Below are 16,271 nucleotides of genomic sequence, written 5' to 3' on the forward strand. Positions count from 1 at the left end.
GAAATAGTCCCCCTTGAATGCACTACCCCTAAGCCCTATGGGGTTATTTGGGTTTAGTTCCGCCCCAGAATGATTTCGGGCTGCTGACCTTCCGCTCTTCCGCTTTCATTTTCCATATATTCGTTCGGCTCTTGACCGTCTGTGAATCAGACGATGATTCGCTAACCGATTTTCCGCTTTCCTGCCATTCTTCCGGCCAAGGCAGCGGCTTCCGTATGGCGTCTCCTGAGCGCACTTCCTGCCAAGATTCTACAACCGCATGAACATTGGTGCCTCCGTCGCCAAAACAGTTTATCGCCGCTGTTCGAACCGATTCACTCCAGCTCTTCGTTTCACGGTGAAAGAAAAACGGGGACGCTTCCAAATCAAAATGCCGCATCGGCAGCTCTCCCGATAAAAACGGTACAAACTGGCCATGATCGAGCATCAGCACAACCTTAATGAAGCTCGCAATCCCTTCGGCGCTTAGCGGGTGACCGATATTGGGCTTGATGGAGCCCAAAGCGATAGCGGCATTTCCACCGTTGCCATAAACCTGCTGGATCGTCTTGAGCTCCAACAGATCGGTTACTTCCGAGCCTGAGCCGTTCGTTTCGATATAAGAGACGTCAGACGGCTTTCTGCCGCTCTTCTTTAAGGCTGCGAGCATAACGTCCTTCTGCGCCTGCATATTTGGAGCCGCCGGCCCTGCGGTTTTCCCATCGTTATTTACGGCGATTCCCTTGATAACCGCATAGATGCGGTCTCCGTCAGCCAGCGCCTGTTTCACTGTTTTTAACAGGACAACGCCGGCGCCTTCACTGAGTACAACGCCATCAGCCCGGCCGTCAAAGACGTGAAATGTCGAGCTTTTGCTCAGAATGCCGCGCTGACCGAATAGCTTGTGCGAGAAGTCGCTGTTCAGCAGACTGACCCCTCCCACCAACGCGGACACCGTATCCCCGCTCCGCAGGCTTTGAATGGCCATGCTCATCCCGGTCAAGGCAGAGGAACAGGCCGTATCGATCACCATGCTGGGACCCCTTAGGTCAAGAAAACGGGATATATTCGCAGCCAAGTAATTTTGGCCGACCGCGACAATCGGATTTCTCGTTTGGAGGAGCAGTTCCTCGCCCGGCCAATACTGGGTTCTGGCACCGATATAAACGCCAACGGCCTTTCCTTTTACGTCCGCACGGTTATATCCTGCGTGATGAAGCGCTTTTACACTTTCCTCCAAGATGAGCAGTGCCTGCGGGTCCATCGCTCTGGCATCCTCGTCCGGAATATGAAAAAACGACGGATCGGCATGGCGAAGCTCATCCAGCAGCCCTGCATAATAAGGATGGGCGCTCCCCCATCGTTCCTTCGGGACCGGCCGTATCGCACTTCGGCCTTCCGTGAGCAGTGACCAATAATGGGTCAAATCCTTCGCTCCCGGAAATCGGCAGGACATCCCGACGACCGCAATATCCTCCTCGCCGATTCGTTCCTGATGAATGGGCTGACGGGAGAGCTCCGCTACAGGCATGGAAGGAGCATCTCTAAAATCATGAATGGGCATTGACTGTTCATGCTCCTGGCACTCCTGGCTCCCCGACAGCAACGCCCGGGTCAGCGGCTCGCCGTAGGAGGCCGTCAGCCAATCTGCGAGCGACTGAATGGTCGTATGCTCGTAAAGCACCGATGGATCGATATCCTTACCTACGGTGCGGCTTATTGTCCGAATTAATTGCGCCAATATGATCGAGTCTGCACCATAATCCTGAATCGGTATGGTAAGCTCCAGCTTGGATCGTTCAAGTTTCAATTCTGCTGCAAATAAATCCAACAGCCATGAACGTACGGCTCCCGGCAGCGATGCTTGTGACTCCAAGCGCACTTCCGATGGGCCGGAAGCGAGAGCTCGCGTGGTGAAGCTGCTTTCAAGTCGCCGCATAAGCAGACGCTCCGGCTGCCACTTGTCAGGTTGAATGACAGCAGGCAGAACGACCGCTCCCGGCGGATTTGCAATCATATGATCGAGTAATCTCAGCCCTTCCTGGTCGGTCAGGCTGTGCATACCGGTGGCAAGGAAGGCGCCGCTTTGTACCTCGCCCATGCCCGATTCTTTCCAGCTTGGCCACTGAATGCTGATAATGGGCTTTTGATTCGCATGAGCCTGCGCGAAATAATCCATAAATGAATTGGCCATCGCATAATCGCTTTGTCCTGCAGCTAGCGATGGAACAGCCGCCGATACAGACGAGAATAGAGCAAAAAAGGCAAGCGGCTCATCCTTGAAACATTCCCATACGGACATTAAGCCTTCCACTTTCGGCTCCAATACCTGCCGTATAACAGAGGTTGGCTTGTGAACAAAAGCCGGATACTCCCGATCACCGACGCCGGCGCAGTGGATCACGCCTCCTGCCGGTCCCCATTCCTCTCGAATATCAAGAAGCGCCTGTTTTAGTGCACCGGTATCCGTTAGCGGGATGTCGAGCGTCCGCACGTCAGCCCCTATCTTCTCCAATTCCTTGACCAAACGGATCTTATTCGCCATTGGTGAAGTCCGGACCGCCTCGTTTTCCCATGTTTCCCGGGGAGGCAGCGCTTCTCTCCCGAGCAAGACAAGCCTTTTCACGCCCATGGTTTCAACGTAATGGCGTGCACACAATGCGCCTAGTCCTCGCGTTCCGCCGGTAATCCACAGCACATGCCCCTCCGGCCACGAAAGCGGCTTGGCATTCTGTGTCGTCTCTTGCTCCCGCAGGCATGCGCGGTAACGCACGGATTTGCGGTAACAAATTTCCGGCCACTCGCTGTTACAATGCAGTTCTGCAATTAATTGTTCCGCCCAGGCTTTACAATGATCCGAAGCATCTATATCGACATGCCTGGAATGAATATTGGCGTATTCGCTTTGCAGCATACGGTATAGTCCGGCTCTGCAAGCTCCGGATAATCGCACGGCATCGCTGCGGAATCGCTCAAGACCTTTCGTTACGCCGATCAATTTGATTCCTTTGCTTCGTCTTACGTCTATTAGCCGCTGGAGCCAAGGCAATCCTTCCAGGCTCCGATCCGCTTCGCTGCTGCAGCCTAAAAGGTCAATGCAAGCATCGAAATCCATCTCCTCGACCTCTCCCGCTGTCATCTCATCGAGTTGGCGAGGATGAAGGACGACAGCGCCGGACAGCCGGGATTTAAGTTCCATCGCAAGCTCGCGGGTTCCATCCTCAGTAACGATAGCGACTTTACCTGGCGCTTCACCATCGGTCGATGCCTGCGCCTCTATCCATTCTTTGCAGAGCAAACGTGTCGTATCGGGCTTAAGGGAGTCTGCGGTAGCACTGCTTGAGGTCTCAAGTGGTGCTGCTGGCACCCAATAGTGGTCCCGAGAGAACGGATATACCGGCAAATGGATACGACTTTGCCTCTCATCCCCAAACAATAAATCCCCGTCCAGGCTATAGCCTTGGCAGTATAACTCAGCCAGCTCGATCAATGCTCCCCGGTATTCACTCGAAGCCTTGTCCATAGACTGGATTTTATGAAGCCATTCGGACCTTTCCTGCTCCTTCGCCTTGTCGGCTTTAAACATCCGTTCTACTTGTCCGAACAAAATATGCGGGCCAGACCGCTTCTCAGCCGCAGCCAACCAGGCTTCTACCGCTTCCTCCTTGCTGGAGGCAACGATTACGCAGCGATAAGCAAACGGCTGTCTGCCTTCGAGAAGCGTAAGGCCAATTTGTGATAATCCTACCGATTCAGGCTGACTCGCCATGTAATGGCGCATATCGTCTATTCTCTGCAAAAGCGCATCCTCGCTCTTTGCTGAAAGGGGAAGCATATAATACGCTGTTTGACCGGAATTGCTGCTGTGCTGCTTCTCGTTGTAGCTCTGAAGGACGAAATGGGCATTCGTACCGCTCATGCCGAACGCACTTACGGCACCGGTTAACGGCGCGCCTGAGCTGGAACGCCATGGCCTCGGCTCGCGGTTGACATAGAACGGGCTCCCTTCAAATCGAATAAAGTCGTTTTCCTTATCCATATGAAGACTTGCAGGTATCGTCTCATGACGGAACGCCTGGACGAGATTAACAAGGCTGACCAGGCCTGAAGCTGCGAAGCTATGACCAAAATTAGTTTTGGGAGAGGTTAACGCGCATGTACTTTCGTGTAACTCCGCCCCTTTAAACGCTTCCTGAAGCGCGTGGATTTCGACAGGATCCCCCAGCTTTGTACCCGTTCCATGCGTAACGATATACTCAACCTGCTTCGGATTCACGCCGGCCTGCTCGTACACGGAACGGATGAGGCGGGACTGTGCTGCCGCATTCGGCGCCGTAATTCCGTTTGTTTTGCCATCATAATTGATGCCGCTGCCACGGATGACAGCATAAATCGGATCGCCATCTTTCTTTGCCAAAGACAATCTTTTCATCACGACGGCAACGACCGCCTCGCCCGGTACCATACCGTTTGCCCGGTTGTCAAAGGCATAGCATTTGCCGTCCGGCGAGAGCATGCCTGCTTCCCTCATCCCGTTCAAATACAACGGCGTCAGCATAAGGTTAACACCGGCGGCGATAGCCGTATCGCATTCACGGTTGCGAAGGCTGACACATGCTTGATGGGCGGCGACCAGCCCGGAGGAACAAGCGGTATTGATTGACATAACAGGTCCGCTCAGGTTAAGGAAGTACGAAAGGCGAGATGCCAGTATCGCATTGTTCGTGGATGTCACGCTGCCTGCCCCTTTAGCGATAAACTGGTAGTCGCCATCCTCGGCTCCGACAAATACGCCGATATTTCCTTCCCGCAACTGCTTGCTCCCGTATCCTGCATCCTCCAGCGCTCGCATCGACTCCTGCAATAACAGCCGCTGCCTTGGGTCCATCAGCTCCGCCTCACGCGGAGAGATTTCGAAGAAGGCAGGATCGAATTCGCTGACGCCCGGCACCCATCCGCACGTCCAGTTCTCACCGTTCATGAGAATGCTTCGTTCTTCTGGCATCGGCTGAACCACATCGCGGCCTTCCCGCAGAATACGCCACATGTCTTCAACCGAACGGGCGTCAGGAAACCGTCCGCTCATGCCGATAATCGCGATGGGCTCCGGAAATGGATGGCTTTGTGTTTCAACCGCAGCGGCGGGTTCTTCAATCGGTTTAGATGGCTCCGTATGAACGGATTCCGGAGCAGCCGCTTCCTGATGAAATTCCAGCACATCATCAGGACGAAGCTCATATCTGTCCTTGTAAAACCCGGTCAGGTCGTCACGATGCTCCCGCAAGTAAAAATGGATAAGCTTCTCTACCGTCGGATAGGAGAAGAAGACGGCTGGCGTAAGATCAATGCAGTAATGCTTGGTCAGCGATGAAGCCAGCTCGGCAAAGCTGATGGAATTGAAGCCGAAATCGGAAAAATACTGTTCCTTGTCGATCCGGTCAATCGGGATCGCTACGATTCGACTGATGTGCTCCTTCAGGTCCTCCTCCAGTAGCTGCTCTACATTCAGCTCGGCACGTTCTGCCCGCTTCGCGATTGATGTCAACGGCGCCGCCTTCACCGGCTTTACCGCTTCCTGTTCAACTGTCGGCTCCAGACCTAGAGAGCGGCGGACGCTCTCTCGATTCCCAACCATCACAAGATGATTGGGCTCATCCTGTGCTAACAGAAGCTCAAGCAGCGCGATCCCCTGCTCGGCTTCCAAGGCACGCTGACCGCTTGCTTGAAGATACATTTTCGTCATAGCCGGATCCCCGACACTCATGCCGCCATCCTTCCACAGCGGCCACTGAATGGAAACAATCGACCCGCCATGTCGTCGATCTCCCATGCGAACGCGGGAAGCCCGATTTGCGTAGGTGGTCATGAACCGGTTACCGACAGCGTAATCGCACGATCCGAAATCGCCCAGTACAGCGGATATCGAAGAGAAGTAAGCAACAAAATCAAGCTCGCGTTCTTCTTGAAGCAGCTCATCGAGCAGGAGCGTGCCGGTAATCTTCGGTTGTATGACTTCGTGGAATTGCTCCGTTTTCTTATCCAGAATGCTACGGCCGCTTTCCGTACCGGCTGCATGGATAACGCCGTTTATGCTTCCCGATAAAGCAGCCCGAGCTTCAGCAAGTCCTTGCTTCATGGCGGCATAGTCACACACGTCCGCTTGGATCGCGAATACGGTGGCACCTGCGGCTTCAAGCTTTTTCATCATCGATCTTTTGCGAGCATCAATGGATGACCGACCCGTCAGGATAAGCTTGGCCTGATACGCTTTGGCCAAATGCTCCGCAACGACCATGCCGATTCCGCCGAAGCCGCCTGTAATGAGATAAATGCCGCCCCGGCGGAATTTGGTCGCTTTCGGCTGAAGCCGGGTTTCGCGCACGGAACAAACATGCCGCTCTCCCCCTGCATATAAAGAGCTTCGCACCTTGTCCTGTCCAAGCTCCATCCACAACGACTCCCAAAGATTGCGACCCGAACTGCGTTCCGCCTGAAAACCGTCCGTAAAGAGATGAACAGACATCCGTACATCCTTCATAAGCGGGCCGATCGAACGCTCAAAGCCGATCCAAGACTCCGCATGGCAGTGTTCGATTTCCGTGGAGCACGTCGCCGCGACCAGCAGCCTGATCGACGTAAGGCCTGAGGTATGCATCCCTTGGATGAGCGCGGTTAGTTCGTCCGTCATTTGTGCTGAAGGCGCTGTCTCCAAAGGCCATAAAAACAGAATGGCTTCTACCGCCTCTGTCCGGTTGACGTCCGCCAGCACCCGTTCGAAGCCGGATGAATCCCACTTATCTATGGAATGCGGCCATGTATTCAACGCTCCGTCCTCATAACGTGACACAAAAACCAGCTTCGTCTTCGGACTTAATCGGTTAACGGCTTCCGTCAGCTCTAGTTGACGGTGTGAATCCGAAAGGAAGCAAACGACCGTCCGCGGCTGTTCGTGCAGCACTTCCTTCCATTCAGCCGGCTGCCACGTTTCCTGAAACGTCATCACTTCAAAAGGGACCTTAACCGCAGCCGGTTCAGAAGCAGCGAGCCAATAGCGTTCCTTGGCAAACGGATAAGTCGGCAGGCTCACTCTGCGCGGAGGTTTGCCGCCGTAGAGCTTCTGCCAATCGATTTCGAGCCCTTTCGTCCAAAGATCAAGCAGCTTGCCGTACTTTCCCTTGGCAAACCAGGCATCAATCGCCGTCTGCATATCATCGTCCGCAGCCAGTGCCTGAAACGAATTTCTTCCCCGCTTAACCTGTCCGCGATAAATGCTGGGGCCGACACCATACATCCTGTACTGTTCCAGCTTTTCCTTTAGCTCCGCAATTGACGCTGCGGTGAAGGCTAAGCGTTCCTCCATCGCCGGCCGGCCAATCTGAAGCGTAAACGCAATATTTGCAAGCTCCTCATCCCGCCATGTTCTTGCCTCGATGGCTTCGGCAAACTGGCGGACGTTCGCTTCCAGACGCTCCTCGTTCATCGCGGATAAAACGATGATTGAAGCGTGCTGTGCCAAGTCCGGACGGTCTTCGGCCTTCCCTGTGAACTCTTGGACGACAAGATGGGCATTCGCTCCTCCGGCACCGAAGGAGGATATGCCAGCGATACGTGGATACGTGATCGTTTCCCCGTTCAAGACGACGACGGGCCGTTTCCATTCCGCAAGCCGCTGCTGCACCGCAAAAGGCGTCCGCTCGAAGGCGATATTCGGATTCACTTCGTCCGCGTGCAAAGTCGGCGCAAGCTGTCCATGCTTCATTTGCATCAGCACCTTGGTCAGTCCCGCTATGCCGGCCGCGCTCTCACAGTGGCCAATATTCGATTTAACAGATCCGATCGCACAATAGCCATGTTCTCCGGCCAGCGGCGAGAATGCTCGCGTCAGCCCCTCGACTTCAATCGGGTCACCGAGCGCCGTTCCAGTACCATGAGCTTCGATATAGCTGACGGCACTCGGATGTACGCCAGACCGCTTTAAGGCGTCTTGGATCAGCTGCGCTTGAGCGGAAGCGCTGGGTACTGTATAGCCGTTCGTCCGGCCGCCGGCATTCAGCATGCTTCCTTTTATGATGCCGTAAATATGATCGCCGTCCGCAATCGCCGCATGCAACGGCTTGAGGACAACCGCGCCTACACCCTCTCCATCGACGAATCCGTCAGCTTGTGCACCGAAGGATTTGCATTGATCGCCGGAGGAGAGCATGTTCATCGAAGTTAACCTCTCGTAGTGGACTGGATCTACGATCAAATTAACGCCGCCCGCAATCGCGCATTCGCTGGTACCGGAATAGATACTCTCAAGCGCAAGGTGGATCGCAGTGAGCGAGGAGGAGCATGCCGTATCGACAGCCAAGCTCGGCCCCTGGAAATTCATAAGATAAGATAGCCGATTGGCAATGGACCAAAAATTCGCCCCAGTCGAATAATTGCCGTTCATCACCCCGACAAAAACACCAACCTTCCCGGAACGGCTTAGACGTTCCGGGGTATAACCGGCATCCTCTATACTCGCATAAGCGGTTTCCAAAAAAATCCGCTCTTGCGGATCCATTCGTTCGGCTTCCTTGGGCGCAATCTGAAAGAATAGCGGGTCGAATTTGTCGATATCGTCCAGGAATCCGCCCCATTTGCTATAGACAGCGCCCTCCTTGCCCCTCTCTTCGTCGTAGTAGAGTCTCCAATCCCACCGGTCAGATGGAATTTCGGTAATGCAATTGGTTCCGTGTTTAAGGTTTTCCCAGAACTGTTCTACATTCCGTGCCCCCGGATAACGTCCGGACAAGCCGATGATCGCCACATCCTGTTTGCCTGCCGCTTCGCTCTCCGACATTTCGATGACCGCTTGCTGTTCGTTAATCGACTCAAGGACTGCCGGTTTCGTATGACGATCTGGCGCCAGATTGCTAGCGGGTACTTCTTGCGTATTGAAAATGGAGCTGCCTACTGCTTGTCTCTCCATTCCCGTGAAGCGAAGCATCTCTTCCGGATGGGCTTGCAGCAAATAGTCGGCTAGCGCATTAATCGTTGAGTGCTCGAAAAATAGCGTACTGTTTATTTGGGCGAAATGAGGCCGGAGTGCTTCCGTAAGCTGCACGACCAGAATCGAATCGATTCCGTATGTCTCTAGCGGCACGTATGTTTCCATGCGCTGGTATGGAATTTTCAGCGTTTCGCAGATGAGTGCCTTCAGTCGTTCTCTGCCCTTCTCGCAGAGCACCTCCTGGCTTTGTTCATCCTTTTTGGCGGGCAGTGTTGTACGAGCAACCGGCTCCCGCTGGGGTTGTTCTTTTGCAGCGTTATCCGATGCATCCTCTTGACTTCGTATCCGGATTACACCGTCGCTTTCGGCTGCTATAATCTGCTGTCCAAGACCGTGTGAATGCTCAGCAGGGAAAAATACATCGAGGAAGCCCTCCTCCTCCAACAGCGAACGCCACGAATTGGGTGCCAAACCCGGTGATCCCGGCATCCGAAGCTCTTGATCCTCATACAGCCACCAGCCTTCAAGCAGACCGAACGTCAGGTGGATGAACAGATTGCTACTGCTCATTTCATTGAGGAGCAGCAGACCGCTATGCTTCAGGACCGTCTTGACGCTTCGGATCGTTGTCTTCATATTTCGGGTTGCATGCAGTACATTGGTTGCAATCACAAGATCGAATGCGCCTTCCTCGAAGCCCTGCACCGACGCCGGCTTCTGGGCATCATATAGACGATAGGTCAAAAACGGGTAATGCGGTCCGTACTCGTGCTGGGCATGAAGCAAAAACGCTTGAGAAATATCCGTATAGCAGTATTCTGCAATATGCTCCTGCACCGGTTTAAGTCCGGCCAGCACCCGTGCGCTTGTTCCGCCCGTTCCTGCGCCGATTTCCAAAATGCGCAAGCGGACGGCAGGATCTTCTTGAACCCGTTCCCTAATAAACGCAAGCGTAAGATCCGATACGATCTTGTTGAAGTAATCCGCGATATGATTGTTTTTGTAGATACCCTCGACAAGCGTCATCGATCCGTTCGGGAATATAATATCCGTAGCGGCCGTATTTCCGCACAGCACCTGCGGAAGTGCTCGGAGTGCTGCGTCGACAAGGATCATTTGCGCTCCGGAATCCGGGTGATGCCTCCATTGCTCCAAATGCAGATCCCATTGGGCCCAGACGGCTGCATGGTCTTCTTTCCGATTCGGATCGACGATGTATTCGCCGACAACCTCCGATATAAAGCCATAGCGAAGTAAATAATCGATGCTAGTCTCCAACCATCTGTCGTAAAGCCGAGATTGGCCCAGCAATCCGGCCAGCTCCTCCTTGGCTTGCCGCTCTCGGTTAAAGAAGCCGGCAGCTTGCAGTTGCACCCAAAGAAGCTTGACCAGAAGTTCTTCTTCCAAGCGCTTCACATCTCGTATGCTCTCCTCTATACCGTTCACCTGACCGCTCCTTTCGTCCATTGCGATACATCCGGCTTTCATCTTATATCTGCGATCCTATCCGCCAGCTCCCTGAAGCTCCGGTGCCGGATGACCAGCTCCGGCGTTACATCTATTCCGAGCCGTTGATTGAGCATTTCCGTGAGTAAACTCATCTTAACCGGATCAAGGCCGTATTCCGCTAATTCCGCGTCGGGTTCTATGTCCTGTTCGTCGACCTTCAAGAACATTGCTGCCGCTTCCCTCACGAGAGACAGCACCTCTGCCCGCTGCTTCGCATCTGGGATACTTCCCGTCTTTTCCTCTAAAGGTCGATCTGCAGACGAGAGGGCTTGAAAGGGAGCCGGAACAAAGTCGCTTCTGATCCTGCTGATGACTGATCCGAAGCGTTCAGGTAGAACCGTTATATGCTGATCTTCGACGGTCTCCTCTATATGCAGCGGCTTGGTCGTTTTGACGAAGCACATTTGATTCACCTTCCCGGCAAGCAGTCTTTCCACGACGTCCATGGCTTCGTCCGGCTCGATGGACCCCATTCCGATCCGGGCCATTTTCTCGCGGAGAGTCTCGGTTGAAACCGTCCCCACACTTCCCCAATACCCCCAATTGATCGTCTTGACGGCACAAGACCATTCGGAGGCGAGCTTCACTGCGAAAGCGTCGCTAAATGTACACCCGGCTGTGTAATTGCTCTGACCAGGCGATTTCAGAAACGAATTAAAGGATGAAAAGAACAAAACAAAATCCAACTGTTCACGATCAAATACTTGAGCTGTTCTTACAACTGTGCCGTTTTTGGCTACATACCCCGCTTCAAACCGCTGCTCGTCCATTTTTGCCAAGCTTTGATCGAGCAGGACGATCGCGGAGTGAACAATGCCATGAATACGCGTATACCGCGACTTTATCTTCTCGTAGGCCTGCTGGAGCGATGTCAAATTTGCCGCATCGGCCTGGATATAGGATGGCGCAGGTCCAAGATCCCCTAACCGTGCGATCTTAGCCCGAATGGCTTCATCCATCTCTCTGCGACCAATCCACACGATTTGTGCTTGATAGGTACGGATCATATACTCGGTCCATACCTCGCCAATGCCTCCAGCTCCCCCGATGACGACATAAACGCCGCCGTGCCGGTAAGCGGTATGCTTAATCGGCAAGCTTTTGACAGGAACCAGCATCTGCTTGTACCACCCGCCGTTTCGGTAGCCCCATGCGTTTCCCTTGGCATCCCTTGGCAGCGAGGGCAGAACGTCCAACGGCAGTTCGTCCTTCAGGCCTATGTCTAACAGTCGCACGCTCCAGCTCGGATATTCCTTCGCCATGGACCCGACCAAACCATGGACACCGGCATGTGCAAAACCAGATGGTTCGCCTGCACGAATCGGCTGAGCCTCCACGGTGATGATGGACCAGTGCAAGGACCTCGATCCGAAGCCGATTTCGAGCAGTGACTTTATTAGCCTAAAAAGCTGGAATACCCCATCCTTTTGTTCGCTGATAATCCCTTCGTCCCGCACAGTTTGAATCGGATGAACCGGCGAAATCCATATAATATGCTTCAGATCGTTATAGTTGCTCAGCTTCTGAGCCATATCCTCAATCGAAGCTCCGGCTTCAAACGACAGCGGCTGAGCCGCAGGATACCTGTGGTTGATTTGATTTATTTGCTCTGGCGTTCCGCCGATCACGATGTCGGCATCCGGAACATGCTGGGCTGGCGCTTCGTTGAATGCGGCAAGTTCCCAGGTAGGAAGCAGCAGCAATCCATCAGGTAATCGGTGAGAACCATCAGTCTCGGCTTGATGAGGGTTAAAGCTCCAGTCCCTTGATTTCCCTGCACGCTTGGTTGCCATTCCCCGCATGGCCACACAAACATGGCCTTCCTCGTCACACAAATCGATATCGAAGACGCGCAGCGAATCTCCTGAAGCTTCTGCTTTCTTTATGCGGGTGACCGCCCACATCACTGAAGTACAAGGACGGTAGACCGTAAGCTCCTGAATCGCAAATGGCACATAGGGCCCGTTTTTCTCAGCGTCGATTTGGCGTCCATGACTGTGCCAGGCGAAGCCAATCGTGGACTGAGCGGCAGCGTCGAGCAATACCGGATTGCATCCAATCCGCTGCGTCTCGTCACTCATGGTCCCCGGCAAATGAATCTTAGCGATCGCACAATCTTGGCCGATTTCAATCGTCTCTACTGCTCTATAACCTGGACCATATGCAATTCCAATATTTTCGAAAGCGCCGTAGCACGTTTCCTGATCCAGCTTTGCGACCGAGCATTGGGCGCGAATGGCCTGCACGTCCAGCTGAGGAGGGCCAGAAGACGCATGAATAACAGCTTTCCCTTTGCTATAAATCGGGCCTTCATCCGCATCTGCATCCGCCTTCGAAGATCCTGCCAGAATACAAAATGAAACCTGGTTGTCACCCTCCTGCGTTAAGGAAACATGAATGTGTCCGGCCGTCGCTTTCGCAATAAAAGGCCGCAACCATACCACATTTTCCAGCGTAATGGCCCGTCCCTTTTGCACGTAATCGGTCGCAAGCTCGACTGCAGCGCGAGCCATCTCAAGGTAGGCCATTCCTGGCATGATAGGCTGTCCGGAGACAACATGGTCTCGCAGCAGCGTCTCCTCATTTGTAAAAGAGGCGCTGAACCGGGTCTTCCCTAACACCGACGTATTTCTGTGCACAAGCGGATGAAGACGCTCAGTCAAAATCTTCGTATGGAGCGTGTCCCGGTCCGAAGCCTTTTCTTCAAGCCAGTACCGCTCCTTCGCAAACGGATAGGTTGGCATGTGGATGCGCTTCCCCCCGTTTACCAAAGGCAGCGCTTGTAAGCCCTGCACCCACTTCTTTGCGGCATCGGCAAGCTTTACCGCTTGAGAGGAACCGGTCTCATGCTCGGATGGCAATTCTTCGCTTGATGCGATCGCATTCCTTATCTGCCGTCTGTTTACTTTCCCAGAGAATACACAAGAAGAAGGCCTCCGCAGCAAATGGTCCTCCATTGCCTGGAGCAGCTCCTCCCTCGTGTTTGCCGTGAACGCCGCACGAACATCCATCTCTTCCCTCCCCGCTTGCAGTGTCAACGCCACATCTGACAAACAGATGTCTGTTTCCCGCAGAAGGAAGGCTTTCAGGGATGCGACAGCGTCGTCCAGTCGATCTTCGGTCTTGGCCGATACCGGGAATATTAGCGGTTGATCCATAGGTGGGGCCGAATGTCCGGGCGATTCCGAATTGTATTCCTCAATGACCATATAGGCGTTCGTTCCGCTAAACCCGAAGGAGCTGACGGAGGCCCGTCGAATGCCGGATTCGATCTCCCACTTCTTCAAGGATGTGTTTACAAAGAAGGGACTTCCATCAAGTCGGATATGCTCATTCAAAGAATCGAAATGAATGGTTGGCGGCAGCATACGATGCTTCAGCGACTGTACGACCTTGATGACGCCCGATACGCCGGATGCCGCGAGCAAATGACCGATATTGCTCTTAATGGAACCGAGTGCGCAGTAGCCCCTTTTGTCCGTATATGCGCCGAACGATGCCGTTAGGGCTTCGACCTCGATCGGATCGCCGAGCTTTGTTCCTGTACCATGTGCTTCGACAAGCGAAATAGTCTCCGGGTTAATGTCGAATTTATCAAAGACGGATTTCTCCAGCTCTTCCTGTGAAGCGGCGCTGGGCGCTGTGATTCCGTTTGTCTTCCCGTCCTGATTAATACCCCAGCCGCGTATGACGGCATGAATCGGGTCTTTGTCGCGGACCGCGTCGGACAGCCGCTTAAGCAGCAGCACGCCCGTTCCTTCCCCCGGAACGAATCCATTCGCCCTGTTATCGAACGTATAGCAACGCCCATCCTTGGACAGCATCCCGGATTTGCTCGTCATAATATGCATGGCCGGTCCGCTCATAACATTAACGCCGCCGGCTAACGCCATGTCGCAATTGTCCAGGAGCAAACTGTTGCAGGCTTCTGAAATCGCGACAAGCGAGGAGGAGCAAGCGGTGTCGATCGCCATGCAGGGACCCTTCAAATTCAGCAGGTAGGAGATGCGTGCGCTTAAAATGGAAACCGAGGTCCCCATCAGATTTTGCGCATGGAGCTCTTCTCCTCTCTCCATACGTCCGTAATCGCCGGTGCCGCATCCGGCAAAGACCCCGCAGCGGCTGCCGGACAAGTCCGACGGACGCAGTCCGGCATTTTCGATGCATGTCCAGCTGTTCGCCAGAAATAGCCGCTGCTGTGGATCCATGTATTCCGCTTCCACGGGCGATATTTGGAAAAATAACGGATCAAATTTGTCCGCATCCTCCAAGACACCCATCCATTTCGAATACGTTTTGCCCGGCTTCTTCGGATCGGGATCGTAGTATCGCTCGAGAGACCAGCGTTCTGCAGGAATCTCGGATACGCAGTCTTCACCTTTGCAAATGTTGTCCCATAATTCGTCAATATTAGCGGCCTTGGGGAATTGGCCTGACATCCCGATGATGGCAATGCCATCCAAATCGGGCGATTTCCGGCTTTTCTCCTTGGGCATATCTTCCCGGCTACGGACAGCCGCATGCGCACTGTGCAATCCAAAGGATTCCTGCCTCTGACTTTTCTGCCTTCGCATCCGCTCGATCAGCTCGTCAGTCCGGTCCGTCATGTCCTCCGCCGTACGGCTTATGACGACTTTGCCGATATGCTGTCCGCTGCTGACATATTCAAGCGCCTCTTGAACCCGCTGAAAGGGGTAGATCCTGGATACAATGGGTACGATTTTCTCCGTTTGAAGCAGGTCAACCATCACATGGAGCAATTCCTTGTTAAATCCCTTTTGGGCACTTAACCGCCGTAAATCAATGCTATGAATCGTTTGGTTATGTACAAGCCCGGAAAGATCTAGATTTCCACTCGTCTTCAGCGCATGCACGGCCAGCTCCAGGTAGCGGCCTGAAGGGGCCAAACAATTCAAGCCCTTCTGAATCGCGTCCCCGGCCAGCATATTAAGCACAACATCAACCCCGCGGCCATTGGTTAAGGAGGCGATTTCCCGATCAAAGGGCGAGGCGGTGTAATTGATCGCCGCAGCAACGCCAAGCCTATCAAGCAAGTCGAGCTTTTCGGCTTTGCTGCTCGTGCCGTAAATCTTGCAGCCTTTCAAATTCGCCAGTTGCAGGGCGATAAGGCCGCAGCCGCCTGTCGCCGTCTGAATGAGCACCTGCTCGCCGTGTGCAAGCTTCCCTGTCTCGAAAGCGTGATAAACTGTGGAGAAAACGACAGGCAGGCTGCACCCTTCTTCAAACGTTATGTTGGCAGGCTTCCGGACGGCATTAGCAGCGGCAACGTTCACTTCGCTGGCATGGCCGCCCAGTTGCTTGCCTGTAAGAGCGATGACCTCATCGCCGATCTGGAACTCTTCTACGCCTTTGCCGATGCGTGTGACGATTCCGGCTACTTCAAACCCCGGCACGAATGGATAGTCGGGCATAGTCGGATATAGCCCGTTTACGCACATGAGATCCGGAAAATTAACCGCCGACGCCATGACTTGTATCGTCATTTCACCAAAGTCGGGCTCCGATACAGACCATGGCCGCAAAGAAACCTCGCCGATGTGATGAACGTTCGACACGACCAGGCCGGCAGAACCCGATTTCGCTGACTGCCGGCTGTCGACTTTTAATCCCGCCTTCTCCGGTTCCGGACTGCGGGAATCAGCATGGTCTGCTGGAGACGGGATTTTCCTCCCAGCGCCATCCTTCAGCGCCATAATTCGACGCTTGGCATCTTCAGAACTAACCTCCCCCGCTTGCAAAGCGCGAAGTATCTCTTGAATATTCACCCTCACACCCCCTGCCT

At 53.8% G+C, this 16,271-nt stretch carries 2 protein-coding genes; both read right to left on the reverse strand.

Annotated elements, in window-relative coordinates; genetic code table 11:
- Positions 1-43: 43 nt before the first annotated feature.
- On the reverse strand, positions 44-10,405 hold the full coding sequence (locus AB432_RS26980; RefSeq protein WP_162630272.1) for an SDR family NAD(P)-dependent oxidoreductase: 10,362 nt from the start codon (positions 10,403-10,405) through the stop codon (positions 44-46).
- A gap of 38 nt (positions 10,406-10,443) precedes the next feature.
- Complete coding sequence (locus AB432_RS26985; RefSeq protein WP_053079636.1) at positions 10,444-16,254, reverse strand: SDR family NAD(P)-dependent oxidoreductase; 5,811 nt, start codon at positions 16,252-16,254, stop codon at positions 10,444-10,446.
- Positions 16,255-16,271: the final 17 nt, after the last annotated feature.

Origin of the sequence: Brevibacillus brevis (assembly GCF_001039275.2) — a bacterium.
Lineage (GTDB): Bacteria > Bacillota > Bacilli > Brevibacillales > Brevibacillaceae > Brevibacillus > Brevibacillus brevis_C.